Here is a 26,354-nt window from a genome sequence, read left to right as displayed (position 1 = left end):
CTCAAACGTTTCTTATCTCCGGCCTAGGCCCAAGATTCAAGCCCAATCGACAGATCGAGCGCGTCGGACCCTAAAATAGGGAGCCCAACCCGTCGCCAACTTTCAATAATTAATGGGGCGGCAGTTGCCATTCGATGTCGCTGACGCGTTGCATTTCGTCGGTGCAGGTGAGATTGAAATTCAATGGAGTAATCGTCACGAAGCCTTCCGTCAGTGCGGCGACGTCGGAGTTTAGTTCGGTAGGCGGGGTTTGTTCAGGATGCAAACCGCTCCAATAGTAGGTCCGTCCACGAGGATCGGTCCGTTTTTCGAGCATCTCGCGATAGCGTTCCAACCCCATGGGGACGACTTTCACCCCCAACGGCCAGTCTGCTTGGCATTTGGGAAAGTTGATATTCCATAGCGAACCGGGCGAAGGGTTACCGGCGAGTAACTGTCCAATGAGATCGGTCGCCAACGCAGCGGTCGCTTCGTAGTCGGGGCGGGTATGCGTCGACAGCGAGACTGCAATCGATGTCACGCCGAAAAAGGCTCCTTCAATCGCAGCCGCGACCGTGCCGGAATACAGCACATTGATTCCCGCATTCGATCCGGAATTGATGCCGCTGACGACTAAATCGGGCGGGGGATCACACAATTCCAACATCGCCGCCTTCACACAATCCGCCGGGCTACCACCGACGGCGCGGCCGAAAAGCTGGTCGTCGTGATAGACTTCGTCGATAATCAACGGCTCAAGATAGGTGATAGAATGGCTGACGCCGCTCTGTTCGCTCGCCGGTGCCACCACCTGCACGTTTCCGAGATTTTCCAGCGCCTGACGCAGCGCCGCCAATCCCGGCGCGAAGATTCCATCGTCGTTGGTGAGCAAGATGTTTCTACTGTTCCCCAAAACAACCCTCCCTGCCGTGTTTTTCCTCAGCGGCGTAGTCGGCTTTCAACGACAGGTCCGCCTGATTGAAATGCAGTACAGTACGACTGCGGGACTCGCGTTCAAAGAAGAACTCAACGCGTCTATTTCATCTATCCTAAGAAACAAAAACTCTGGGTGCCACTGAACACTGCCTAACGAGCCAGCGGTGGCAGCCAACGCGGACTAATCACGTCGGGCATCGTTTTGAACCGCGTCGGCAGGTCAGTTTTGCGTGGATATTGCCCGAATCTACGGGGGTTTCCTCCACACGAAATACCTGCGAATTGTCTTAGGGAGGAAAATCCTAACGACACCACAAAGCATTGCGACAGACGCGGTGACGATGATCGGAGTACCGATCAGGAATGGCCACGGTGGAGTGTCTTCGTACAATGGGTGGAGTAGCGGCAGCACTGGTGGTAGTTGGTCAACGTCACGTGCGGCGTCGACAGCTGGAAGAACGATTGCGAACAAAGTCGAAAGGAACGCAACCACAGAAAGCCACTCCGAAATTGACACCATGAATCGTGGCGAATCTGGGGAGGCCTTTTGCATGGATTTACCGTATTAATGGTGATTTGCTACGACAGTCAGGTTGGCACCCGACGCGCGCGGAAATATTCAACGTATCACCTTCATTCAACGTAAAACCATAGCAGCGAAGGCGTCCGCGCACGTTGATCATGGTGACTTCTGCGGCGGCCGTAGGCAAGTCCCAAGTCAATTGCCGCCGATTTTGCCGCTTGCTATGATATAAGCCGCGTTAAATATGTATGAACATGCAACTTTGCCCTAAATACACGCGATAAAATCGCGAGGAGTCCCATTCGATGGCTGCCGATCAACACGACAAACACGTTTCACGACGCCGATTCCTGGCCACCAGCGGCGTTGCCGCCACAACAGTGGCCATGACTGCTAAAAGCTACGGCAAAGTCCTGGGCGCCAACGACCGCATCCGGGTCGGTTTTATCGGCGTGGGCGGCATGGGCGGTGGGCATGTGAAGGCCTGTTTGAAATTAAAAGAATCGGACAATTTGGAGTTTCTTGGAGTTGCCGACTGCTGGAAGACCCGCGCCGATGCAGCCGCCAAGCAATTGGATACCGATAGCTACAGCGACTACCGCAAAGTGCTGGACATCAAGGAAATCGACTACGTCACGATTGCCACCCCCGAACATTGGCACTCGACAATGACCGTCGATGCTATGGACGCCGGCAAAGACGTCTATTGCGAAAAGCCGATGACGCACTCGATTCCACAAGCACAGGAAGTCATCAAAAAGCAAAAAGAGACCGGCAAAGCTATCCAGGTCGGCGTGCAAGGCATGTCGGACGATAGTTACAGCTCGGCGGCGAAGGCAATCGAAGAGGGTGTCATCGGACAGGTCGTGCAGGCGCAAATCGAATACGTCCGCCGCTACGATACGCAAGGTCCTTGGCGGAAACGTCCTTCGGTCGAAGGGAAACCGCAACCGGCCGATTTGGATTGGGATGCCTGGCTGGGGCATGCTCCCAAGCTGGACTGGAATCCGCATCACTACTTTGAATGGCGGAACTATTCGCAGTATTCGGGCGGCATTTGCACCGACTTGTTCATCCACCGCATCACGCGGATCATGAAAGCCTGCAACTTGCTGTATCCCCGCCGTGTTGTCGGCATGGGAGGCATTTGGCAATGGCCCGATGGACGGGATCTGCCGGACAACTTCGAAATGATCTGCGAATATCCCCGCGGCATGACGGTGTACGTGTTAGGAACCATGAGCAACCGTGTTGGCATCGACCATTTGGTCCGCGGCTATCGGGGGACATTGTACTTCACCGGCAGCGGTTGGGTCGCCAAGGACAAGGATGGAAAGATCTTGGCTCAACACAAGAAATCCGGCGGCGAAGATATCGTGCTGCACCACAACAACCTGCACAACCACCTCCGCAATGGTGAGGAATTGAAGTGCCCGACCGAGTTGGGACTTGCCGGCGTTGTGGCTGTGAACATGGCCAACGAATCGTGGCGAACCAACCAAATGATGGGTTGGGATCGCAAGAACGAAAAAATGGTCCCCGCCAACGAGTTGGACCAATCGCATATGCCCGAAGAACAAGCGTAATTCACGCAGCGAGCGGATTCTCTCCAAAGCGGGAGAATCCGCTCATGTCGCTGCGGCGGAATTGAGCACCTCTTCCCACAGCGTCACGTTCTTTTCCACGCTGTAGGTTGCTTCTACGGTTGTGCGTCCCGCGGTTGCGAGTTTCCGACGTAAATCGATATCGTCAGCCAACCGCTCAATCGCATCGATCCACGCGGCGGTCGAATCCGCCAGCAAACCGTTTTGGTCGTGCGTGAGAATTTCGCTGTTCACTCCCACCGGAGAAGCAATCGCCGGAATTCCCAGCGCCAAATATTGCAGGACCTTGAGGCCGCATTTGTATCGTGCCCATTCATCGTCGGGCAGCGGCATCAGGCCGATGTCGAATGCTCGCAAGTCCTCGATTTCACGCTCCGCATTCCATGGCTGAAATCGGACTTTAATATTGTCGAGCGACGTCAATTCCGCCGGCGGTTCTCGCTCGGCGATGATTCGCAATTCATAGTCCCGGTCTGCCGGCAATTGCCGCAGCGCATCTGTGATCAAACCAAGTTGCGGATAATTCCCCGCCGTGCCCGTCCAGCCGAGCACAATGGGGCGATCTACGCGATGCGTCGGCGGTTGGTATTCATAACGCGACAGGTCCAACGAGGTGGGAATTACGACAGTACGCGGATTCTGTTTTTCGCTATAGGCTGCAATCAAACGATTGCCGGCGACGACGGTATTGGAAAGTGTTGCTAATTCTTGGAACTTCTGCGGAGCACTCAGGAAAACGCCGTCGTCGACATCCAATACGAGCGTCGGAGCGATGCGGCGGAATTGCTTTTCAAAGAACGTGATTCCGCTGCTAAACAATTCCCGTTCAACCACAACCACATCAAACCGTGACCATGCGGCCCGCAATAAGTCGAGCGTGCGCGCACCCGCGCGGGGCAACTCACTCAGTCGATTCCCCAGCCAAGGCCAACCACGGTATTTGGGAGGCTTGCTCGGTGCGACGACACAATGATGCCCCCGCTGCTCAAGATACGGCACGTATTGCAGAACGCGGAAGCGACTGCTGGGGACTTCGCGGCCGGATGTAAGAAACAATATCCGCATCGTGTTCCTATTCCGCCGAATCGCTGGAGGTGGGGAAATTGGCCTTCGGCCGTGCTACAACGGTCAATCCGCCCCCTTGCCGCAACCACGCCCAAACCTTAGCGGGTATCGCTAAGAGCAGTACCAATCCGGTTCGCGGTGCAGCGCAATGTTGAATCAAAGTCGCCGCTAAGCGCGAGTTGGGAAAACGGTCGCGCCACCAATAGCCAAGACTGCCCACAAGATTGTTGGCCGTCCGCTGGTAAATAATCCGATCGGTTTCAAAACCTGTTTCACTCAGCAACCGATTTACGGTACGGGGTGTGAAATGTTGCAGATGGCGCGGCAAATCAAGTGCATACCAAAACCGACCAAAAAAACGTCGGTCCCAGGCACCGAAATTGGGAACACTGAACATCAGCCAACCATCCGGCTTCAGGATGCGGCGAATCTCTCGCAACGTCGCCTGCGGATCGTGGAGATGCTCTAAAACCATCCACAGAAAGACAGCGTCGAAATGGTTTGCGGGAAGATTGGCCGACTCCAGCGTGCCGAGTTGTACGTTCAAACCGCGTTGCTGCGCGGTGGCGACCGCATCGGGTGAAAATTCGACGCCGCTGACCTCCCACCCCTGTGTTTTTAGTCGCTCTAAAAAACCTCCGTCCGCGCACCCGATTTCCAACGCCCGACGCTGGGATTGGGTGAGGGGCGGAATGTATTCTCCCCGTGGATCCAAGAACCACCGCAGACAGCGGCGTAGCGGCCCGACACGTTGGGTTGCCGTGGTTTGCGGTTTCGCAGAATCATCATCCGGGGCGTGGTAAGGCGCATATTCGGGAGGGTAATACGCGCCGATCGTTTCTTGCGTTGGTCGTGGATTTAAGTAAGCGTGTCCACAAACGCCACACTGCACCAAGTGAAACGTACCTGGCAGGCCCAACAAGCGATCCGGTCCGGTCAGCATCAAGTGGGGTTGGTCCGCGCCGCACAACGGGCAGCAGGTTTGTTCCCAGTCGACGTCTAACTCCACGCCTTTCGACTTGGTTGATTCACTGGTCGGCATCACTGTGGTCTCCATTTTGCCGAATGCGATCTCTGAAGCCTGCCAGATAGGACACAAACATGACTGCAAATTCGTTGCGGATAACGTACATCACTCCTCCATAGGCAACGGCTGCCAGGAGAGCGGCTACGATGGAAGATAATCGAAATCCCAGTTGGATAACACAGTACGCCACTGCTGCGGCGACAGCAGCGCCGAACAGGGAATCGCGGACCATGCGCAACACTCCGCCAAACCCAACGCCTTGAATCCGCTTGCGCAATAGCCACAACATGCTGGCTGCGTTGAATAGATAATAGGTCGATGTTGCCGAAACCACGCCGATGACTCCCCACTGCGGAGCGACTAAGTATTTAGCGATTGCGCCCAGCGTGAAGCCGACGACCGAAATCCGTACCGGTGTCCATGTGTCGTTGAGCACATAAAACACGCGAGATAGCATCTCGCCGAAACTCCCCGCGATCATGACCAATGTGTAGATTTTTACTAGCTGCGAAACCATTTCGGTATCGGCTGGCGTAAACTCACCTCCTTGGAATAAATCCTTGATGACCGGTGTGCTGAAAAACAACAGACCGACCACGACCGGTGTGAGCACAAACGCCAAAAACCGCATTGCATACGCCAACTCATCCTTGAGGCCTGCTCGATTTCCGGACGACGAATGTTGGGCAATCACAGGAAAGACCACCACCGATAGGCCGCTGGATGTGAGAATCAGCATCGCGCTGGTGATGGCCCAAGAATAGTCCAACAGCGGAATGCTGGTCGGCTGCAGCAAATAGCGGTCGACCAACGGATCGAGTTTGTAGTAAGCCGCTCCTGCGACCAGGGGCGCCATCATGTGGAGGATTCGTGATAACCCCGCATCGCCTCCGATTCGTATACGGGCATGCCGTAGGAATAACGGTAACTGGATTGCGGCCCCAAGGATGGCGCCGATCAGCACGCCGTAGGCGGTGGCGGCGATCCCCAATTTTTCGTGAAGCAGCCACGTCGATAGCACGGCGATGCCGCTTCCCAGAATCGGGCTCAGTGCCGGCAATAGAAAACGGTGGTGACATTGATGCAGCGCCTGCAGCACACCGATCATTCCGTTGGTGACCGTTAGCCAGACCACAATCCGAAACAGACCGACGGTCAGCTTCAACTGTTCTCCGGAGAAATTTGGATTGAGCCGCGCTATGAGCGGTTGGGCAGCCAGGCTGGCAAGAATGGCAAAACTGGTCGTCACCAGCAGCATCAATCCCACGACGGATCCGGCGGTTTCCCAGGCGGCGCGGCGTCCGAGTCGTTCGCGGCGTTCGACGAAAATCGGCACGAAGGCAAAGCTCAGGGTGCCAATCAAGATCGTGCTGATCACCAACGGCACCGCGCGGGCCGCCGAATAGGCTGCCTTCTGTTCCCCCGTGCCGTACAGATCCGCTAGGATTTTGAGCAGCACAAACTGCAACACCAAATGCCCAAACGAACCGGCGCTCAGCAGAAACACGGATTTCAAAGAACTCTGCCGTCCGGCCATCCGCGGTCACTTTTTTGGGGTTTGGTTGCCAGATCGTCCACGATTCAAAGCAGGGCAGGGGGGGCGGCTGCCAGGGCGAAATTAAATCCCGTCACCCTGCGACATGGCACAGTTGCATTCCGCGACACGTTCATCCTTGAGCAACGGAGAAATCGTATACGAAGCTTCCACCGCCACATCGGCCCAATCCTTGGCGGCCTGCTCTGAGACGAACGGCCCGAAAAATTGAAAACCTCTGCGAATCGTGCCCAGACAGACGATGAATTCGTGTTCGACACTCATAGGACGGCTCCGCGGCGAAAATTGCAATTTGTGTTCAGATTGTTCCGGGGCTGAGAACCGAGGGAACAAAGGTTTAGATTAAGCAAACCGCCGGATTTCGCCAACCCCTGAAACGGCCGCTTCTTCCAGGACTGGTAAATAATGAACCATTATACCTTCGGTTCGCTAGCAAATACGCGGTCATACGACTCTAGCGCCACACCGCCCAACCGCTCGGCGAAATCTCGATAGGCTTCGCGGCGGTAATCCCAATGATCGGCCCGGGCGACCTGCTCCAGCCAATCGCACAAATGGATCCGGCACAGATCGTCGAAATCCTCGGTCGACAATTCCGCCTCTTCCCCGGTGACGCGATTCCGGATGATGAACGGTGGCGTGCCGCGTTTGGCGCAAGCATCCAACGTCGAGCGATCCATAAAACAATTCCAAAACGCCAACCGTTCCGCCCGCTCGCCGATCAACTCTGCCACTTCGTCCCGTTTTTCCACGGGAAGTGTGAAGTCTTGAAAAAGCTCGGTTCCGTAGATCGAATGGAACATCGCTGCTCGGCACAATTCATCGCTACAGCCCCACGCCCGGAGGTCATTGTGCACGCCGATGGCATGGGCGATGTACGACTTCTTCGTATGCGCCACATCATTCGCTCCAGCGGCGATGAAATAGTCGGTGAGTTGTTTGAAGGTGGGGGAGGTCATGATGTGCGGATCCATTTTTCGAAAATAGTGCGTAATGTTTTATGCCGATGGATACGTGAGCGTGTTCAATAAGGTGACATGAATTATTGCCGGTTCACTCAAAATTCTCCATCCACTCAATTGCTTGAGGGATTCCTTGATCCAGCATCGGGAAATAATGATCGCCTCCGGGGATCGTCTCAAACGTGACATTTTTTCCTTGCGCGTCCAAGAGACTGACAAACTGCCGCGACTCGGAGATGCGGACAACTTGATCTCCTTCGGCATGAAATAAAAACAAAGGGCAGTGAAATTCCGCCACATGCGTCTGCGGGCAACTGCGGGTTAAAAACCTTTGGACGTGGGGGAACACCAGACGCAAAAGCGGATTCTTTTCGAGTTCGACCTCCATTTCCGTAAAGTCTGATCCGGGAGCATAGGCAACACAACCGCACAAACGCGGTTCATGTTCTGCAAACAATAATGCCAACGTGCCGGCCGAACTGTGCCCAGCGGTGAAAATTCGCCGAGGATCGACCGCGGGGACCTTGGTGAGTGCAAACTCCAAGGCATTCCGCGCATTCACGAGCCCGGCCCGTGCCAACACAAATTCGTCGTAAGCATCGCCCAAGTCGGAGCCGTCCGCATTTTCAGGGTCGTCGATATTTCCATCCAAGGAGTAGGCGACGACCGCAAATCCCGCCTCAACATAGGGGATGTGTTCCGGCGCCGAACCTTCGCCCACATTGCTTCCCCTGAGTAAATTAGTTCCCGCAGGCGCTATTAACACGCACGGCAGCGATTTGTCCGCATGCTCTCCCACCGGCAAGTACAGCCACAACTGCATCGCCGTTCCCGGGCCGCCCCAATTGCTTTTGAGTTGGAGTTTGGCGATTTGGAATGAATCTTCACCAACTGTTTTCAATTCCGGGTCCGGAAAATCGGGGATCGTCACGGCAGCTAGATTGTAGGGATCCTCATTTCCCCCGAATTCATCACTCTTCCAAGCCAGGAAAACCAATCCACCAATCACAGCCATGATAAGAAACGCAGTGGCTCCCGATCCGAGCAGGATTTTGGTCGATTGTGACATCGGTGCGGCCGCCGGTTTGGGCGATCGCGACTGAGCAGCCTTTTTCCGCGGGCGCACTTTTTTCGTCGTCAAGGGGGCCAACTCTTCTAAGTCCTCTTCAACTTCCACATCAATCCCCGCTCCGCATTCTTGACAACGCACCCGCCGCCCTTCAAGTTCGTCCTTGACGCGATACGTTTGAAAACAATCGGGGCAAGTAATATCGATCGCCATGGTGAACGCCTATGAATCGGTGAGTCTTATCTGGGAATCACGACCTACCTATGTCGTAGCGATGGCTCAATGCCATTTTGATGACCGCTAGCAGTAACGATCGTCCAATTCGTCGCCCAGTTCCCGCGTTGAATGATCTATAATCTACGTTTTCCTGTCACGCAACACTACAACAATTCCCGCCGGGCTTACCGTCTGAACCAAAACAACAACGCCAGGGCAATTAGCAGCACAATCCAGACGGCAATCGCCCGCCGTGTCGCTGTTTTGGCACGCTTGGCTTCCCACCAACTCCGCGGTCGGACCCCTTGGATCAAAAATGTGCCGACGCCGGCCAAATTTACCGAGATCACGTTTGCTACGGTTAATAACATCGCACCGCTTGCGAGACGATACTGGCCGGAACCAATCAGCATGCCGCACGCAACAAGCGGCGGCATCAGTGCCACCGCAACCATCACGCCGATGACCGCACCTGAAAGTCCACGGGTAAATGCCAATGTCCCAGCAGCCCCGGCGGCCAATGCTAAGAGGATGTCTCCCAGATTCACATTCGTCCGTGCGGCGATGGCTTTATTGTCTGGATCGACTCCGAAAATGAGTCCGATGATCACAGCCACCACAAACGCCACGACGACGCCACTCACATTCGCGACGAATGCCCGCCGCATCAACTTCCAATCTCCCAATGTTGTCGCCAGTGACAGAGCAACATTTGGCGTCAGCAACGGTGCAATCACCATCGCCCCAATGATCACCGCCACGTCGTCGCGAATCAGTCCCACGGCGGCCACGATGGCTGAGAGAAATGTCATGGCCAGAAAAACAGAAGTGACGCCGAGGTCCTCGACCACATTCGTATACAGTTCCTCGCGACTGATTCGCTGTTTCTCACCCAGCGTGGCTTCGGATTCACCGTTGAGGGACTCCTCCTCCTCGTCCTCATCGCCATTCACCGCTTCGGGGCGGGGCAGGACGGCTTCGACGGGGGAGAGGATCACGTGAAAGCCTTCGAGGTCGGCGTAGCGTTCCTCGAACCGGTCCATGATCGGCTCAGTTTCCTCAGCCGGGACGAGTAGATGCAGCACAATCTGTTGCGCATCCTCATCGCGCCACCGCCCAATCACCTCCCGCCCCTCTAGCAATTCGTCGAACTCTTGGTCAGCATCGTCGGGTAAAAAAATCTGCATCAACCGCAGTGCCATGAATTGCTTTCCGTCTAGGGGCTACTGAATAATTTGAACTATAAATCACTTGAGTTTCGCCGTCGTGAAATCATCATCCCGTAAAGCCAGGAGCGGGGGCGCACGCCCAATCACACCACCGGCAGTTCCCACGGTTTACGATACTCCGGGCGCGTCCGTAGCGCATTCGCTTCGTCATCGTCGATGAACGTTTCCGTTTCCGGGTCCAATTGCACTTGTCGGCCGACGCGCCAGGCGATGTTGCCGGCGTGGCAGAGGATTGACGAAGGGTGGCCGACTGTTTCTAAATCGGCGTTCGGTTTTTTTCGGCTCTTTATGCAGTCCACGAAATTCTGAATGTGCGAAAGGCCGTCGTTGTTGCCTGAATGTTCGGCCAACAATTTGTGTTTCGGTCCGTAAGCTCGCCAGCGGCGGTTGCCGATTACGATGTAACCCTGATCGCCATAGATCACCGCTCCCTCGCCTTCCCCTTCATGATTGTAGGGTGTCCAGACTCGCATTTCGTATGTGAGGATTTTTCCCGGTCCGTCCTCCTCACCGGGGTACTCGTAATTCACTTGCAAGGTGTCGGGCCACTCTTGGATGTCATCGAAGTACCACTTGCCCCCCAGTGCGGAGATTTTTGTGGGCATGTGCAGTGGCTTTCCTCCTTGGGCTTCGACAGCTGTGCTGAGTGCCCAACGCGCATAGTCCAAGCGATGCACGCCGTCGTTGCCGAGGTCCCCGGCGCCCAGTTCAAAGAACCATCGCCAATTGGCATGAAACCGCATTTTATTAAAGGGCCGTTTCGGGGCAGGGCCGAGCCAACGGTCGTAATCAATTCCGGCCGGCGGGCTGCTGTCTTGTGGGTGCCCCAATGAACTTTGTCGTGTACTTTCCCAGGCTTTGGCCACGAGCACTTTGCCCAGCGCGCCGGTGGCGATGTAATCTATCGCTGCTTGGAAATGCTCGCCTGTGCGGGCTTGCGTCCCCATTTGGACGATGCGGCCATGTTTGCGCATCGCCTGCACCATGCGTTGCCCTTCGACCATGTTATGGCCGTCCGGTTTTTCGACGTAGACATCCTTGCCCGCTTGGCAGGCCATGATGGTGGGAATTGCGTGCCAATGATCGGGAGTGCCCACGACAATCACGTCCAGTGTCGGATCGTCGATCAACTTCAGAAAATCGGTCTCGGCTTTTGGCGGATGGCCTTGGGCGATTTTGACCACCTCGACGCCACGTGAAAGTCGCTCAGGGTCGAGATCACAAACCGTGACAACATCACATTCCGCCAGGCCGGCAAATGCAGTGATCAAAAACTGCGCCCGCCCACCGGTGCCGATACATCCCACACGCAGACGTTCATTGGCGGGAGCTTTTGCCGCTTGCGCTTCGCTCATCAAGACCGCTGCGGCAGCGGTATTGGTGGCCACGGCTGCCGAACTCTTCAGAAAACCACGCCGATTGGTCGCCGACATATTCGTCTCCTCCTGGTAAGCCATGGATGCACTTGGAGCCGTCTGGGCAGAGGGCCATTATAGGGACATCGTCGGCAAACAGGCAAACGGAGGACGAAAAGCTCTTCCAGTATCGCGTGCGAAATTGGTTCGTCCGTTGGCCACGTGTGAAACGTGCAAAGAAGTGCACACCGCGCGCCCCAATGGGGCCCGGGTGTGCAAACACTTGCCGATCCACAGACGCGAACGCGCCGCTGGTGAATACCCGCCGGTTACTTGATGAACGAATCCAACGCACCTGTCTTGGAGAGAATCACAATCACGATCAACACCGGTGACACGAAACGAATCGTGAACAACCAGACCGCTTGCAACTTCTTTCCCAATTCGCCAAACGGGGCGAAGCCACTGTTGCGATCTTCGTAGCTGACAAACCAGCCGGCGAAAATTGCGATGGCTAATCCGCCCAGCGGCAGCATGTAGCGAGTTGTTAAGTTGTCGAGGAAATCCAAGACGTTCCCATCACAGGCCGAAGCAATGCCCAATCCCCAGACCAACCCCCCGAACAGGCAAGTGGCAATGGATCGTTTCATCTTCCATTCGTCGACGAAGTACGCAACCACGACTTCTAACAATGAAACGGCGGAGGACCAGGCAGCGAACACCACCAGCAGGAAAAAGAAGCTGGAAAGGGCGGCGCCGTATGGCATTTTGATGAACAGGGCCGGTAGCGTCTTGAACAGCAACCCCGGACCTCCCTCAGCTTCCAGGCCAGCGTGAAACACGACAGCAAAAATCACCGCTCCGGCCATCAAAGCGATGAGCGTATCCAGAAACGCAATGGCCATGCCGTCACGAATCACGTGCCGCTCACTCTTGAGGTACGACCCGTACGTCACGATCGCCCCCATGCCCAATGACAACGTAAAGAACGCATGCCCCAATGCCTCTAATACGGCCGCAGCGCTCAATTTGTGAAAGTCGGGTTTGAACAAGAAGGTCAACGATTGTTCCAAGCCACCGGTGTATCCGACGTAGAACAGCAGGGCAACGAGCATTAAAAATAGGATCGGCATCAGGATTTTGCACAGTTTCTCAATCCCGCCATGAATCCCACCCACCACTACGGTGATCGTCAATGCCATGAAGATCGTATGCCAAAGCGAAGAAAGGTTTGCACTACCCGCCACCTCAGCAAACGTTCCCTCGGCGCCCAATTGGGCATCGGGCATGGCACCCAAAGAGACTGCCAGAAAATGCAGCGCCCATCCAGCGACGACAGAATAGAACGATAAAATCAAAAACCCAGAGGCTACCGCCATGCCGCCGGTCAGATAGGCGAGTATCCGCCCCAGCACGCTCCCCTCAGCGGCGAGATTTCGCATCGCTCCCAGAATATCACTGCCGCCGCGACGCCCGATGATCAACTCCGCATACATCAACGGCAAGCCGACCAGGGCGATGCAGATCAAATAGACCAACACAAACGCACCGCCACCGTATTCGCCGGTGATGTAAGGGAATTTCCATATGTTCCCCAACCCCACGGCGCTCCCGACAGCTGCCATAATAAAGCCAAAGTTCGTCGCAAACCCGCCACGATCCGGGTTACCTTGAACGCTTGCATTGGCGAGTTCTGCGCCGTTTTGATTCGGTTGGCCACTCATTGTCGCTCCCCCCCTCCGAATGATTATCCTAGCCCATAGCGCGCAGCTATGGTGTTTTGGTAACGGTCACATAATAACCGAAGCGTAAATCAGCGGCGTTTGTTACAGGCAAATTTCCATCAAAGGCGCAAAAAATGGCAAAACTTTCGATTCTGGCCGATTGTCCCTCTGAAATAGTTTTCGACGCCGGTGAACGGGGCAGGGGAGTGTTCCTTACGCGTCGGAATGACAATTGGCTGGTCAAAACGCGAGCGGATTCTTTATGATTGCTCGCACGGGCCGTGGACGGAGCGCGGCCCTTGCCTCGAGTTCCGATTTTTACAAGCAGCGACTTTGAACAATCTCACAACCAGCCAACAACAGGCGGTCGACCACAAGGAGGGACCGTTACTCGTGCTTGCCGGACCCGGCTCGGGCAAGACGCGGGTGATCACGCACCGCATTGCCCAGTTGGTGCAAAGCGGCGTGCACCCCTACAACATTCTGGCGATCACCTTCACGAACAAAGCGGCCCGTGAGATGGGCGAGCGTGTTGACGCTCTGTTGCCGGATGCCAAAATCTGGGTCAGCACGTTTCACCGGTTCTGCGCACAATTGCTGCGAAAGCACGCACGCGGCGTCGGTCTGCAACCCAACTACACGATTCTTGATACCTCCGACCAACGGAGGTTGCTTAAATCGGTGCTCACCGAGTTGGGGCACGACGTCAAACATTTTCCGCCGGCCAAAGTAGCGGCACGGATCAGCTCCAGCAAAAATCGCCTCGTCGGCCCCGAGGAATTCGCTCTCAACCCCGGGGGAGGCATCGGCGATACAATGTTGCGGGTTGTGACAGAGGCGTACCCCGCCTATCAACGCGCTTTGCAAGATAGCAATGCGGTCGACTTCGACGACCTGTTGCTGCACGTGGCACGCTTGCTGGAAGAAAACCCCGCTTTAAGGAGCCAGCTGGACGAGCGGTTTCAATACGTTCTCGTCGACGAATATCAGGACACCAACCTGCCGCAATACCGCATCGTCCGCGCGTTGTCACAGGATTTTCCGAATCTGTGCGCCACCGGCGACCCCGATCAATCGATCTATGCTTGGCGGGGAGCGGAGATCGGCAACATCTTGCGTTTCGAGCAAGATTATCCCGACGCAAAAGTCGTCCGCTTGGAACATAATTTCCGCAGTACCAAGGCCATCTTGCGGCAAGCGGATTTGTTGATCGGTCACAATTTCAACCGCAAAGCTAAAGCGCTGCTGACGGAGAATGATGAAGGGCCGCCGGTCGAGTTATTGACGTTCACCGACGGCGCCGCCGAGGCGGAAGGGATCGCGCTGCGGATTCAAGACCTCGTTGATCAAGCAGGCAGAGCATGGTCGGACTTCGCAATCTTTTATCGCGTCAATGCGCTTTCGCGGAGCATCGAACGAGCGTTGGCCCGCTTTCACATTCCGTATCAAGTCGCCGCCGGGGTCGGGTTTTATGACCGGGCGGAAGTCAAAGACATCGTCGCCTACCTACGGCTGATCGCTAACCCGGCCGACCGCACCGCGTTTGAACGAGTCGTCAACGTCCCCGCGCGGGGTATCGGCAAAACATCACTCACGCGTTTAACCGCTTGGGCGACGGGGCAGGGGGGCGGTTTGTTGGAAGCAGCGGCGCGAGCAGAGGAGGTCCCCAAGCTAACGAAGCGCGCCATTAAAGCACTGCATGGGTTTTACGAATTGATCTCCCAACTGTCGCAACGCACGGCGCAAGGAGTCGCCGAGTTGATTACGCAGGTCGTCACACAAACTGGCTATGATCATTCCTGGTTGGATGACCCCACGGAACAAAACATGGAGCGCGCCGCCAACGTGGATGAGTTGATCTCCGCAGCCCGGCAATACGATGCAGCTCACGGCGACGACGCCACGTTGGAAGGATTCCTGGAAGAAAGCTCGCTGATCAACGATGTCGACAGTCTCGATGAACATGCGGGAAGCGTGACGTTGATGACCTTGCACGCCGCCAAGGGATTGGAATATCCGGTGGTCTTCGTCGTCGGTGTCGAACAAAACCTATTGCCGCACGAAAGGGCGATCAACAGTGACGACCCGCATGAACTGGAAGAGGAGCGGCGGTTGTTATTTGTGGGCATGACGCGGGCGGAAGAGCAGTTGATGCTCACGCAAACAGCAGTGCGGGATATTCGCGGCCAGCGCCTGTCGACGATCCCCAGCCCGTTTTTGTTCGAGATGGACCTCGCCGCCACCGTCGTGGAAACCGACAGTGAATATATCGCGTGGGATGATGACTATGCCCACGACCATTCACTGGACGACTTCGAACCGATCATCAAGCAGCGCCCTGAAGAAGATGCGCCCCGACCGCAAATGATGACCGCCGCCGACTTGCTCAATGGCACCAACACCCCGACAGAAATCCCGCGCGGTTTCAGCATCGGCATGGACGTCCGCCATCCGCAGTACGGCGTAGGCACCGTCCGCAACATCGACGGCTTCGGCCGCCGCAAAACCGTCACTGTCGAATTCGCAGCAGGGGAGTGCCGTAACTTCGACATCGCCAAAAGCCCGCTGCAACCGGTGGGGCAGCGTTAAGTGGAAGTGTTTTTTTAGCCACAGATGAAACACGAGTAAAGCACAGATCAAACAAGAGACGTGCATTCCATGCAGGAAACCTCACGCAAAGTCGCAAAGGCCGCTAAGAGCCGGGCATGGTGAGTTACTTTGCTTTGCGATCTTTGCGCCTTTGCGTGAGGTGTTTTTCGGAGTGAAAAATTCAGTGACACTTTTTTAGAAGATCAGTTCAACACCTTCTGCAGTATCACCACATCCAACAATCGATCAAACTTACGGCCGATCTCCTTCAGCACGCCGACTTCGACAAATCCGAACATTTTGTTCAAATGTAGGCTCGCTTCGCTTTCGGCTGTCACGAGGGCGATTAGCGAATGGAAGTCGTGGTGGCGGGCTTCTTCGATGATTGCTACTTTCAGCGCGCGACCAATCCCTTGTCCGCGATGTTCGACGGCCACATAGAATGTCGTCTCCGCACTGATGTCGTACGCCGGTTTTTGATTCCAGCGGGACAGGGATGCCCAACCCACGACTTGGTTGTCGACTTCGGCAACGAGAATGGAATAGCGCGGACTATGGTCGTTGAACCACTGTTGTCGTTCCTCGAGTGTTTTCTCGGCGGTGTCGAACGTCGCCGTCGAGTCGCGAATCGCGGCGTTATAGATGTCGTTGATCGCATTTAGATCGCTGTGTTGTGCCGGTCGAATCACAGGCATGAAATTGCTCCGTATCGGTTGAGCAGTTGGAGGGCAGGGGGGCATTATAACGCGGTACCGCGAATCGTCATTCCACAATACTACTTCTAGGTTGTATGGCGATTCACAGTTCCCAGCGGGTGGGCCGCTAGACTACGATCAACCTAATACTTCCTCAGACTGAGCGATTACTTGAATCACACACATACATCCAGAGCGACAAAACGCATTGCCATCGTTGGGGGCGGGCCAATTGGGTTGGAGGCCGCTCTTTACGGACGCTTGGCGGGCTTTGATGTTGATCTCTACGAAAAAGGTCCGCTGGCCGCGAATATGCGGGACTGGGGACATGTGCGCCTGTTCAGCCCGTTTCGCATGAACGCCTCCAATTGGGCGCAACGCGCGATCGACGAGCAACAACCAGGCGTGCGACTGCCCGGTGACGATCAATTTCTTACCGGCCGCGAATATGCCGACCGTTACCTGCTCCCGTTGAGTCGACTCCCCATACTGTCTGAAAGTTTGCACGAACAGACGACGGTCGTCGGCATCAGTCGCATGAACTCTTGGAAAGCGGACCTGATCGAAAACCCTGCGCGCGGCAATGATCTGTTCCGACTTCTTTTGCGGGATCGAAGCGGAATAGAACGTGATGTGTCCGCTGATTATGTGCTCGATTGTTCGGGCGTCTATCCGCATCACAACTGGCTCGGAGCAGGGGGGCTGCCGGCAGTGGGGGAGACGTCAGCGGTCGGCGCGATCGAATACGGCGTCCCGGACATATTGGGCAGCCGCCGCGAATTTTACGCGGGGCAAACAACATTGGTCATCGGGAGTGGATATTCGGCAGCGACAGCGATTACAGGATTGGCACGACTTGCCGAATCGGATAAAAAAACACGGGCGATTTGGATCACCCGCTCCGAGCGCACACCGCCGCTGGCGGTTATTGATGAGGATCCCTTACCCGAGCGAGGTACATTGACGGCGAAGGCCAATCGGTTGGCAATGTCAGCGGACTCGCCCATCACATTGATGCCGCAACGCATCATTCAGGGAATTCAATTGATAGATGGGCAGGGGGGCTTTCGCGTGATTGTTCGTCATCGCGAGGAGCATGAAATGCTCTCTGCCGACCGCATCGTTGCCAATGTCGGATATCAGCCCGACCGGTCGTTGTACAGCGAACTACAAATGCACGAATGTTATGCCACCTCAGGTCCGATCAAGTTAGCGGCCGCGTTGATGGGGGAGACGTCAACCGATTGTCTGAATCAGTCCAGCAATGGAGTTGAAACATTGCGCAATCCCGAGCCGGGATTTTTTATCTTGGGGGCAAAAAGTTATGGACGCGATTCGCGGTTTTTGATTCGTGTGGGTTTGGAACAGATTGTCGATGTGTATGATTTCTTGGCCGCGGAATCGGAAACACCCATGTCGCGAAAGGGTGAGCAGGGGGCGCAGCTACAACAATGAGCATCGCAAACATTCCGTCCGTCGAACTTCAAGCGTTGGATGAACTTTGGTTTCAAGTCTCCGGCACATTGTGCAATCTGCAGTGCACACACTGCTTCATCAGTTGTAGTCCGCACAATGACAGCTTCGGCTATCTATCGCTTGACGAAGTGCAGCGGCGTCTTGAGGAATCGGTCGCCTTTGGTGTCAAAGAGTATTACTTCACCGGGGGGGAACCATTTCTCAATAAAGAATTGATCCCCATGCTCAAGGCGACGTTAGCTTACGGTCCCGCCACCGTGCTAACGAATGCGACGGTTCTCAAACCAGAGTGGTTGCGTGAACTTCGCCGCGCCGAAGAGGGGGCGGTCTACAGTTTAGAAATCCGTGTCTCCATCGACGGCCCCACCGCTGCGATCAACGATCCGATTCGCGGCGAAGGGACATTCAAACGCGCGATGCAGGGTGTTCGACTTCTCGTTGAGCATGGCTTTCTACCCATCATCACGATGACGCGCACCTGGGACGAAGCGGACGATCCTGGGATCATCAGCGCCTTTCGCGCAGCGCTGCATGAGCTAGGTTATACGCGGCCACGGTTAAAGATCTTGCCGCGATTACAAATCGGGGCAGAGGTGCAACGGACTCACGGTTATGATGCAGAGGATGTCGTCACGCACGAGATGCTGAGCGATTACGATGTGGGCCAATTGATCTGCGCACACAGTCGTGTGATCACCGATAGGGGGGTCTGCGTTTGTCCGATCCTGCTCGACTCTCCAGCCGCGCAATTGGGGGAGACGTTAGCGGAATCGACATCGCCCTTCCCACTTGCCCACGGCGCATGCTACACCTGTTATCAGTACGGCGCGATCTGCACAAATCCTTCGTCGCAGGTTGTCGAACAACAGCGCGCCGCGGATAGCAAAAACTGAAACGAATGAGTCGGGGAGTCGCGCGGTGCATCTTGCGGTCTTTGGTGGCATCTACAATAACTATCTCGCGCTGCAAGCGGCGATAGAGGATGCACATCGCGCCGGCGCTGAATCGCTGTATTGCTTGGGCGACATGGGGGCGTTTGGGCCGTACCCCGATCGGGTGTTCGCGCCGCTGCGCGACAATAGGGTGATTTGCATTCAAGGCAATTACGACAACAGCATCGGCAACGACCTGCAGGATTGCCAATGCGGCTACACCGATCCCCGCGACAATTATTTTGCCAAGTTGAGTTACGATTACACGTACGCCCATACCGCAGCTAAGAACCGTCGTTGGTTGCGCGACTTGCCGAGCGAGCATCGTATCGAAGTGGATGGCCTAAGAATTCTGATGTGCCACGGCAGTCCGCGCAAGACGAACGAGTTTCTCTGGGAGTCGACAACCAGTACGCAATTTCTGGATAAGCTCGCCGATGATTATCAGGCCGATCTGATTCTGGCAACGCATACCGGAATTCATTGGCAACGCGAATTGACCGGCGGGCGAAGGTTCGTCAATGTGGGCGTCCTGGGCCGGCCCGAAAACGATGGCCAAACCGTTGTTTGGTATGCGCAAATTCGTACCGGCGGTGATGCCGTTGCAGGGGGGATTGACATACAATTCGTGCCGCTGGAATATGTCCACCTGCGTCTGGCGCAAGAGATGCGTGATGAACGTTTGCCGGAGGAATTTGTGGCGACGATCCAAACCGGTTGGTGGACGACATGTTTGGAAGTGTTGCCCAGCAAAGAACGTCGCCGTGGGCCGTTTTAAAATAGCAAAGGACCGATCAATTGAGAGCAGTTGTGCAAAGAGTCTCCCGTGCCCAGGTTTCCGTGGCGGGTGAAATTACGGGAGAGATCGACAGTGGCTATTTGGTGCTGCTGGGCGTCACCGCCGATGACAGTCAGGATGACGTCATTTATCTGGCAGCCAAGATTGCCGGGCTGCGGATATTTGAAGATGAGGCCGGCAAAATGAATCTCTCGCTTGCCGATGTCGGCGGAGGGATGTTGGTCGTCAGTCAATTCACACTTTTGGGTGATTGCCGAAAAGGTCGTCGCCCCAGTTTCGTTGCAGCAGCCTGTCCCGAAATTGCGAATCCGCTGTACGAAAGTTTTGTCGCTGAGGTTCGCGGTCACGGAATCGAAGTGGCGACCGGTCGGTTTCAAGAACAGATGTCAGTCGAGTTGGTCAACGAGGGGCCGGTGACGATCCTGGTCGACAGCCGCAAGGAATTCTGATGTGTGAATTCGGAATGTGGCCACCACTTTGGGCAGGGGAGTTCGCCCCCAAAACCAACGTCCGCATTGGGTCGGCGAATGCACGATGATTCTCGCGAAACCCTTATTATACAGGGTTTTCGAGGTATTGTTAATGAAACATAACGGACATTATCGGACGTTGCGGATATGCTGAAATACCGGTGTTTCGTGAATGCGTACTCACCTGTCGGGATGCGACGTTCGCTGGCGACTGTTCGCGCACCGGGCCATCGAGATGGTCGCTTGCCACTCTGAGCGGCCGATTAGCTGTTGGCATCGGGAGCAATCTCAGCATCAGCGTCGGGGACGTTGTCGGTGGCCGCGATCGTTTCCGTGACAGTGGTTTCTTCAAACACTCCGATGCGGCGGAATTTCTCGTAACGCCGATCAAGCAGTTCCTCGCTCGAGAGTCCATCCAGCGCTTTGAGACTTTCCGTCAGACTGGCTTTAAGAGCCATCGCCATCCGCCGGTGATTGCGGTGCGCGCCTCCCAGCGGCTCGGGAATCACTTCGTCGACAATCCCCATTCTCAAAAGGTCAGCTGAGGTAAACTTGAGCGCCTCGGCCGCCTTGCTGGCATGTTCCACATGTTTCCACAATATGCCCGCGCAGCCTTCGGGGCTGATCACCGAATAGTAGGCGTGCTGCAAGACAGCCACGTGGTCGGCGATGCCGATCCCCAAAGCTCCTCCGGACCCCCCTTCCCCCAGCACGACCGCCGTGATGGGTGTCGAAATCCGGGACATCTCGCGGAGGTTGTAAGCGATCGTGTAGGCCTGGCCACGTTCTTCGGCGCCGATCCCAGGGTAGGCGCCGGGTGTGTCGATGAAGCAGACGATCGGTAGACCATACTTGGCCGCCATTTGCATCCGTGACAGCGCCTTGCGATATCCTTCGGGATGAGCGCAGCCATAGAGGCATTCGCTTCGCTCCTGGACCGTCCGGCCTTTTTGCTGACCGATCAGCATGATCTTGCGGCCGTTGAGTTTGGCCAGTCCGGTGAGAATGGCGCGGTCGTCCCCAAAAGCTCGATCGCCGTGCAACTCGACAAACTCGTCGAACACCAGTTCGATGTAATCGGGCGTTTGCGGCCGACCGGTTTGCCGGGCCACCTTCACCGTTTCCCAGGCACTAAGATTGTCGAAAATTTCGCGCGTCAATCGCGTGATTTCCAACTTCAATTGGCGGATCTGTTCGGCGTGTTCGGGCGTCGAATTCTCTTGCGCATTGAGATCGGCCAGTTGCTTTTCGAGTTCTTGAATCGGCTGCTCGAAAGGGAGCGGTTGATATGTCGCCATCACTGATTCTTGTTCGCGGGGGGAAATTGTGACATGCCGAATAGGGCGGTACGCCTCAGATGGTCGCGACTTCATCGCCCCAGGTCAAGCAAGCCGCAATTTTCAGTTCGCACGACTTTCGATTCGCTGGGTGCGGGCAACAAACGCCCCCAGTCCTCCGATGACGCTGGCCGCTTAGACATCGGGAAGCGTTTTGAAAATATCTTCCATATCGTCGATGCTCATGATCGTTCCCTCAGTTTCTTTTTTCGGAGGTTTTTGCTCTTTGGAAGGGGCCGGTTTCTTTTGGGCTGGTTTCTGTTGGGGCGGTTGCTCTTGAACTGGAGCCGGCGCCGAGGGTTGCTGAGGTGGTTGGGACGCAGCTGGTTGCGGAGGTTGCTGCTGCAGCGGTGGCGCCGGCATTTGCGGTTGCTGCATCCCTGGGGGCGGCTGCATCCCTGGTTGCGGATACATTTGATTCTGCATGGATTGCTGGTGCATCATCTGCTGGTAATACGCCTGTTGCTGTTGGAGCATTTGCTGATGCATGGCCATTTGTTCGGGGGTCATCGCCTGCAGCGGCATGCCTGGTTGCGGAAAAGGTTGCGGCGGCTGAACTGATGGCTGTTGGGGAGGTTGTTGCGGTTGCTGCTGTGCTGGAGGCTCAGGAGCTTTCGGCTTTTCAATTGGCTCGGTTTTGAGTACGGTTTTCGATTTGGTCTTCTCTGGTGCTTTGACACCACCAGGATTATTTTTGAGTGCCTCGGTTCGCATCGCGTCCAACCGACTGTCGATGCGTGACTCTATTCCCGCATCTTGATCTTTGAGCTTATCCTCGTTGATCTCTTGTTCCGTCCGCTGCGCCTGCTCGGGGAGTGCTTCTTTGAAGATTCGGACGTTCCGGAATTCGGACAAAAATTCATCGATGCCGCTTTGACGATTCTTAGGCGATTTGGCGAGCATCTTCAACACGATCTGGTCCATTTCTGCCGTGATGTTGTCGTTGAATTCTGAAGGAGGGGCGGGAGTGGTCTTGAGATGGTCCATCAATAGATTGTCAGGGTGCGGCGAACGAAACGGGGGCCGCCCTGCCAGGATTTCATAAACCGTAATTCCGAAGCCGTACATATCGACGAGATGTGTTAACGGCTGATTGCGAATTTGTTCAGGAGCCATGTAAGTTCGCGTACCTTGCACGAACCCCTTCTTTTTGCGGTTGACCATTTTGCCCAACGAACCGGCCGGCTTGCCTGACAGCGAAAAATCAATCAGCCGCACTTCGGAGGATTTGTTAATGAGAATATTCTCTGGTTTGACGTCCTTATGGATCCAACCTCGTTCGTGCATATGGGCCAGCGCCATCGCTGTCTGTTCGATCAGTTTGTGCGCTCGCCGCTGTATGGATGCTTTGTCGCTGACCAATTGGACCTTGGCATTAGGGGCGCGGAATAACTCCATGGCGATATAAGCGTGGTTGCGGCTCACGATGCATTCGTAGACCCGAATAATATTGGGATGCTCAAGTGACTTGCCCACCTTTGCTTCCAACTTCAATATCTGCTTTTGTTCCTTGTCTGCGAATGCCTCGGGGAGCAACACTTTCAGTGCAACGGTCCGCCCACTCCCGGAATCGTTTGCCTCCCAGACTTGGCTGTGCCTTCCTTGCGACAGACAGTTGGACAATTTGTAGTTGTCGATAGATGATTCATTTTCTGACACGGGATACTCTTCCTTCCTTAGTGCCTACTTCAGGCGTATAAACTGAGCGACGCATTCCGACCTGCCCTACGGCCTGCGTCGTTGTGCGGAATACAACCTGGAGTCCGCAATTGCCCCAACTGCTTGGGCAATTTTGAACTGTGATGTCGAGTCAAGTTGCTTGAGCGCTTATCCCGCAGCGTTTTGTACGGACATCGCAGTGGGCCACATGACCAGCACGCGTGGTGACGCCACTACAAACCTCTAGATTTTGTCTTGCGCGGCAGCGACTGCTTTTTACTCTTCTCGGTTTCTTCAGGTGCGTCGAATTCCTGAACCCACGGACGCAATTTTGTTCCATCGGTCAATTCCATCGACGCATTGACGATCACTTCGTCGTTTGGCGAAAATTCTCCCGATACATAGATCCGCTCCGAATTGATTTGGGCTAACGGAGATATCTTGATGTCGCGAACGACATACTCTCGAACAACCTGTACCTTGCGTTGCCCGTCGTCAGAATTGGATATCGCCAGGGCTGGTACCACGGCCACCGGTTCGGTCGGAATCAGATCGACATAGACCGCTTGGCCGGGGTGATAATTTCCTTCGCTGTTTTGAATTTGAATCTTCGCCATCGAGAGCGAATCGATCAGTGGGCGTAATGACTCGAATCGCGGTGGCGGTGCGGAGATTGATTCCACGACAGCCGATACCGCTTCGTTTTCCACCGTGACCGAAATTTTGTCGCCCGCTTTATATTGTGCTCGACCCGCTGGAATCTCCGCTACCAGACTCCTTAAATCGGCCAATTCCGCCACAGCCTCCCCTGCTCTCACGAATTGGCCCGGGACAACGTGCACTTGAAGAATCGTTCCCGCAAATGCGCCGCGAACAATCATTTGGTTCTGGTCGAGTTCCGCCAATTCATACGCCGCCTTGGCTGCCTCCAAATTCGCGTCGGCCAAGGCGACTTCATCGGCCGCACCGCTTTTTGCCCCGGCAATTTTTCTTTCAATTTGCCGCGCTGTCACCTCTGCTTTGGCTTTGCGTGTTAATAGTTCCGTACGCGTATCATCCATGCGAACCACGTCACCCTGCGACGGGAGCAGATCTCCCGGTTTGACGTGGACACTTTGTACGATGCCATCCACCGGCGCGATGACAGCGATGGAACGTACCGGTTCCAGACGCATCGGAATTTGATAGGTGCGTGGATCTTCGAGCACCACAGCCCGGCGTTTGATCACCAACGCCGCCGGGGCTTCCTCGGCGTCCGCCTCATTCGCAGCCCGTCGATTCGAATTCCGGTCTTGTGCAACACTAGCAACAAGTCCCAAACAGGAAATCGTGGCCGATATCGTGATGATTTTGAACGCCATGCTTCTCGAATTCACGATTATTTGACTCCTGGTTTACTGCGCATGCGCTTTCAGTCACTCCACGCATGACGCGGAGCCCGGCTGATTAACTCCTTAAGCCGTCTATTCATAGGATACGGGCGCCAGTGAGGGTGTGTCAACATTTGTCAAGGTGGCTGGTGCTTCTGGGCAGGGGGCCCCACCGCACTTTGCCGGTCGCGCGTGGCGTCAAAAATTCTTGCCGCTGGCCCCTATTGCAGGATGGCGAAATCTACTCCTATTGTGCTATCCTGAATGGGTTTCGTGCAATTCGGACAAACCCGCATCAGCTGGAGTTGTCCCACGAATGACCTCTGTAATTGATGAATTCGCCTAGGGAGGCGCGCGAAATGACCGCTTTGTTGTCCCACCTCGTCGTCCTGTCTGTCCTTTCGTCCCCCTTGGCCGATTCTAATGCCGTCGAACTACGCTATCGCGGAGCTTTGATCGAAACGGGACGAGAATCCAACGGCGACACCGTCAAACGGTTCAATCTCTACTGCCTCGTGAGCAAGGCCGCAGGAGATGGGCAGCGTTTAGCGTTTCTTGTTGATGAAAGCGGTGGCGGTTCCTGGGCTTGGCCCGAACAATACGGACAAATTGATCTCGATGCCGCGCTGCGGCCCACCAATCCGGCTCAAATTCGTTTGCTCTATACGCATGAAGGCGAACCGACTTCGATTCGCGTTCGGCGTCCACTGTTTGAACATCACGCCAAACTCGCCGAAGACGCCAACTGGACCGTTGGCAATTCCAAGTATTCGGTCGTCGGCTCAGCCAAGGTCCAAGATTGGGACTGCTGGCGCGTGGAATCAGTCACGAACTTTGGCCTTCGAGAAGAGCTTGCCGTGGAAAAACAAACCGGGCTGATCATCAGTGCCCGTCGCGATTTGACTCGTGGAAAAGGGGTCCCCTTCTCTCTTTCTTTTGAGCTGCAATCACACAAGCCGATTGAAAAAGCGGATCATGACAAATTGCAAAAGCCGATCAGCACGCTGGCTAAGTTGCAAGCGGACCTCAAACGTCCGGAAAACGAAATGAATGCCGAATTGACCTCCGATCAACTCAAGGTCACCGAATTGATCGCCGAGCAATTGCAGCAAGAAGCAGAGGACACCCCCTATGCCCGGTTGGCCGCCTCCATTCGTCGCGATCTCAAACGTCAGATGCGACGATATGATGATGTCGAGAAACTCTCGGCAAATTATGTGGGCAAACCAGCTCCTGGATTTTCTCTGCAACCACTGCGCGGCGAAGCGATTGATGCCGCAGCGATGAGAGGCAATGTTGTCGTCCTGCATTTTTGGGACTACAAATACAATCCGCTCGTCGAACCGTACGGCCAAGCCCCCTACCTCGACTATTCATTCGCCCGGTATAAAAAACTCGGCGTTCAAGTCTACGGCGTGGCTGTGAATAGCCTGTTTTCTGATGCCAACACCCGCGGTGCCGCATTGCAGAGTACGCGAAAATTCAAGTCCTTCATGAATCTCAGTTATCCATTGGCGATCGACGCCGGGGAACTGGTTGCAAAATTCGGTGATCCACGACGCGTGGGCGCGAAACTTCCACTGTGGGTTGTCATCGGAGCTGATGGCAAAGTGGCGCACTACAGTATTGGGTTTTACGACATCAATCCCGACGAAGGCCTGCGTCCGCTTGATAAAGCGGTTGGCAAGGCAGTCCGCGCCAAACGCGAGGCGAAGAAAGACTGATCCTCCCTCTAACCAGCCGGTGAAATCTTAGCGGTTTGTCACGGTTTGTTTTTGGGATT

Annotated in this window: 21 protein-coding genes; 7 read left to right on the top strand and 14 right to left on the bottom strand. The window is 55.3% G+C overall.

All coding sequences use genetic code 11. The features are described from left to right. Positions 1 to 109: 109 nt before the first annotated feature. The gene (surE, locus tag CA54_RS21290) at positions 110 to 892 is read right to left on the bottom strand and encodes a 5'/3'-nucleotidase SurE (RefSeq protein ID WP_146372990.1); all 783 of its coding nucleotides are present in this window, start codon (positions 890 to 892) and stop codon (positions 110 to 112) included. An 851-nt stretch (positions 893 to 1,743) separates the two neighbouring features. Here surE and CA54_RS21285 point away from each other — a divergent pair. Continuing rightward, complete coding sequence (locus CA54_RS21285; protein WP_146372989.1) at positions 1,744 to 3,024, top strand: Gfo/Idh/MocA family protein; 1,281 nt, start codon at positions 1,744 to 1,746, stop codon at positions 3,022 to 3,024. A gap of 42 nt (positions 3,025 to 3,066) precedes the next feature. Here CA54_RS21285 and CA54_RS21280 read toward each other — a convergent pair whose 3' ends face one another. The 9 genes from CA54_RS21280 to CA54_RS21240 form a co-directional block, all read right to left on the bottom strand. Beyond that, positions 3,067 to 4,107: a glycosyltransferase family 4 protein gene (locus CA54_RS21280; protein ID WP_146372988.1), complete on the bottom strand. Its 1,041-nt coding sequence runs from the start codon at positions 4,105 to 4,107 to the stop codon at positions 3,067 to 3,069. A 7-nt stretch (positions 4,108 to 4,114) separates the two neighbouring features. Further along, complete coding sequence (locus tag CA54_RS21275; RefSeq protein ID WP_197532688.1) at positions 4,115 to 5,149, bottom strand: class I SAM-dependent methyltransferase; 1,035 nt, start codon at positions 5,147 to 5,149, stop codon at positions 4,115 to 4,117. Continuing rightward, on the bottom strand, positions 5,136 to 6,641 hold the full coding sequence (locus CA54_RS21270) for a lipid II flippase MurJ (RefSeq protein WP_231963173.1): 1,506 nt from the start codon (positions 6,639 to 6,641) through the stop codon (positions 5,136 to 5,138). Before CA54_RS21270 ends, CA54_RS21275 begins: the two co-directional genes overlap by 14 nt. Before the next feature lie 111 nt (positions 6,642 to 6,752). Beyond that, positions 6,753 to 6,953 (bottom strand): hypothetical protein, encoded by a 201-nt coding sequence (locus tag CA54_RS21265; protein ID WP_145376232.1) that lies wholly within the window; start codon positions 6,951 to 6,953, stop codon positions 6,753 to 6,755. A 149-nt stretch (positions 6,954 to 7,102) separates the two neighbouring features. Then, a complete protein-coding gene (locus CA54_RS21260; RefSeq protein ID WP_146372985.1) occupies positions 7,103 to 7,648 on the bottom strand; it encodes a DUF6817 domain-containing protein in 546 nt (181 codons plus the stop codon). 94 nt (positions 7,649 to 7,742) lie between these two features. After that, a complete protein-coding gene (locus CA54_RS21255; protein WP_146373425.1) occupies positions 7,743 to 8,933 on the bottom strand; it encodes a prolyl oligopeptidase family serine peptidase in 1,191 nt (396 codons plus the stop codon). A gap of 188 nt (positions 8,934 to 9,121) precedes the next feature. Next, entirely contained in the window at positions 9,122 to 10,138 is a 1,017-nt protein-coding gene (locus CA54_RS21250; RefSeq protein ID WP_197532686.1) for a TIGR00341 family protein, read from the bottom strand. 110 nt (positions 10,139 to 10,248) lie between these two features. After that, on the bottom strand, positions 10,249 to 11,598 hold the full coding sequence (locus CA54_RS21245) for a Gfo/Idh/MocA family protein (RefSeq protein WP_197532685.1): 1,350 nt from the start codon (positions 11,596 to 11,598) through the stop codon (positions 10,249 to 10,251). A gap of 251 nt (positions 11,599 to 11,849) precedes the next feature. Further along, the gene (locus CA54_RS21240) at positions 11,850 to 13,244 is read right to left on the bottom strand and encodes a sodium-dependent transporter (RefSeq protein WP_146372983.1); all 1,395 of its coding nucleotides are present in this window, start codon (positions 13,242 to 13,244) and stop codon (positions 11,850 to 11,852) included. A gap of 333 nt (positions 13,245 to 13,577) precedes the next feature. Between CA54_RS21240 and CA54_RS21235 the strand changes: the two genes are divergently transcribed. Beyond that, positions 13,578 to 15,833 (top strand): ATP-dependent helicase, encoded by a 2,256-nt coding sequence (locus CA54_RS21235; protein ID WP_231963151.1) that lies wholly within the window; start codon positions 13,578 to 13,580, stop codon positions 15,831 to 15,833. Between the two features lie 203 nt (positions 15,834 to 16,036). On the opposite strand, the gene CA54_RS21230 is transcribed toward CA54_RS21235, so the two are convergent. After that, positions 16,037 to 16,528 carry a GNAT family N-acetyltransferase gene (locus CA54_RS21230; protein ID WP_146372981.1) on the bottom strand — a complete coding sequence of 164 codons (492 nt, stop codon included), beginning with the start codon at positions 16,526 to 16,528 and terminating at the stop codon, positions 16,037 to 16,039. Between the two features lie 171 nt (positions 16,529 to 16,699). Between CA54_RS21230 and CA54_RS21225 the strand changes: the two genes are divergently transcribed. The 4 genes from CA54_RS21225 to dtd are packed head-to-tail and all read left to right on the top strand — an operon-like array spanning position 16,700 to position 20,184. Next, positions 16,700 to 17,983, top strand: a complete 1,284-nt coding sequence (locus tag CA54_RS21225; RefSeq protein ID WP_146372980.1) for a monooxygenase — start codon at positions 16,700 to 16,702, stop codon at positions 17,981 to 17,983. Further along, complete coding sequence (locus tag CA54_RS21220; protein ID WP_146372979.1) at positions 17,980 to 18,897, top strand: radical SAM protein; 918 nt, start codon at positions 17,980 to 17,982, stop codon at positions 18,895 to 18,897. Before CA54_RS21225 ends, CA54_RS21220 begins: the two co-directional genes overlap by 4 nt. A 25-nt stretch (positions 18,898 to 18,922) precedes the next feature. Next, positions 18,923 to 19,714 (top strand): metallophosphoesterase family protein, encoded by a 792-nt coding sequence (locus CA54_RS21215; protein WP_146372978.1) that lies wholly within the window; start codon positions 18,923 to 18,925, stop codon positions 19,712 to 19,714. Positions 19,715 to 19,734: 20 nt separating this feature from the next. Next, positions 19,735 to 20,184 carry a D-aminoacyl-tRNA deacylase gene (gene dtd / locus CA54_RS21210; RefSeq protein ID WP_146372977.1) on the top strand — a complete coding sequence of 150 codons (450 nt, stop codon included), beginning with the start codon at positions 19,735 to 19,737 and terminating at the stop codon, positions 20,182 to 20,184. Between the two features lie 284 nt (positions 20,185 to 20,468). Here the strand turns inward: dtd and CA54_RS21205 are convergent, their stop codons facing one another. From CA54_RS21205 to CA54_RS21195, 3 genes are all read right to left on the bottom strand, one after another. After that, complete coding sequence (locus tag CA54_RS21205; RefSeq protein ID WP_146372976.1) at positions 20,469 to 21,503, bottom strand: acetyl-CoA carboxylase carboxyltransferase subunit alpha; 1,035 nt, start codon at positions 21,501 to 21,503, stop codon at positions 20,469 to 20,471. Positions 21,504 to 21,677: 174 nt separating this feature from the next. Beyond that, positions 21,678 to 23,201, bottom strand: coding sequence for a serine/threonine protein kinase (locus tag CA54_RS21200; protein WP_146372975.1), 1,524 nt, complete (start codon positions 23,199 to 23,201; stop codon positions 21,678 to 21,680). A gap of 233 nt (positions 23,202 to 23,434) precedes the next feature. Then, positions 23,435 to 24,562 carry an efflux RND transporter periplasmic adaptor subunit gene (locus tag CA54_RS21195; protein WP_146372974.1) on the bottom strand — a complete coding sequence of 376 codons (1,128 nt, stop codon included), beginning with the start codon at positions 24,560 to 24,562 and terminating at the stop codon, positions 23,435 to 23,437. A 368-nt stretch (positions 24,563 to 24,930) separates the two neighbouring features. Here CA54_RS21195 and CA54_RS21190 point away from each other — a divergent pair, with 368 nt between their 5' ends. Beyond that, positions 24,931 to 26,295, top strand: coding sequence for a peroxiredoxin family protein (locus CA54_RS21190; protein WP_197532684.1), 1,365 nt, complete (start codon positions 24,931 to 24,933; stop codon positions 26,293 to 26,295). The last annotated feature ends 59 nt before the right edge of the window (positions 26,296 to 26,354 follow it).

Source organism: Symmachiella macrocystis (assembly GCF_007860075.1).
Classification (GTDB): domain Bacteria; phylum Planctomycetota; class Planctomycetia; order Planctomycetales; family Planctomycetaceae; genus Symmachiella; species Symmachiella macrocystis.
The sequence above is the reverse complement of the archived record's forward strand: the minus strand, read 5'-3'. Positions and strand labels throughout refer to the sequence as shown.

Coding starts and splice junctions, on each gene's coding strand:
- CA54_RS21240 (WP_146372983.1), bottom strand. CDS start 13,244: ATGAGTGGCCAACCGAATCAAAACGGCGCAGAACTCGCCAATGCAAGC.
- CA54_RS21205 (WP_146372976.1), bottom strand. CDS start 21,503: ATGGCGACATATCAACCGCTCCCTTTCGAGCAGCCGATTCAAGAACTC.
- CA54_RS21230 (WP_146372981.1), bottom strand. CDS start 16,528: ATGCCTGTGATTCGACCGGCACAACACAGCGATCTAAATGCGATCAAC.
- CA54_RS21255 (WP_146373425.1), bottom strand. CDS start 8,933: ATGGCGATCGATATTACTTGCCCCGATTGTTTTCAAACGTATCGCGTC.
- CA54_RS21195 (WP_146372974.1), bottom strand. CDS start 24,562: ATGGCGTTCAAAATCATCACGATATCGGCCACGATTTCCTGTTTGGGA.
- CA54_RS21250 (WP_197532686.1), bottom strand. CDS start 10,138: ATGGCACTGCGGTTGATGCAGATTTTTTTACCCGACGATGCTGACCAA.
- CA54_RS21280 (WP_146372988.1), bottom strand. CDS start 4,107: ATGCGGATATTGTTTCTTACATCCGGCCGCGAAGTCCCCAGCAGTCGC.
- CA54_RS21275 (WP_197532688.1), bottom strand. CDS start 5,149: ATGCCGACCAGTGAATCAACCAAGTCGAAAGGCGTGGAGTTAGACGTC.
- CA54_RS21285 (WP_146372989.1), top strand. CDS start 1,744: ATGGCTGCCGATCAACACGACAAACACGTTTCACGACGCCGATTCCTG.
- CA54_RS21220 (WP_146372979.1), top strand. CDS start 17,980: ATGAGCATCGCAAACATTCCGTCCGTCGAACTTCAAGCGTTGGATGAA.
- CA54_RS21245 (WP_197532685.1), bottom strand. CDS start 11,598: ATGTCGGCGACCAATCGGCGTGGTTTTCTGAAGAGTTCGGCAGCCGTG.
- CA54_RS21265 (WP_145376232.1), bottom strand. CDS start 6,953: ATGAGTGTCGAACACGAATTCATCGTCTGTCTGGGCACGATTCGCAGA.
- CA54_RS21260 (WP_146372985.1), bottom strand. CDS start 7,648: ATGACCTCCCCCACCTTCAAACAACTCACCGACTATTTCATCGCCGCT.
- CA54_RS21190 (WP_197532684.1), top strand. CDS start 24,931: ATGACCGCTTTGTTGTCCCACCTCGTCGTCCTGTCTGTCCTTTCGTCC.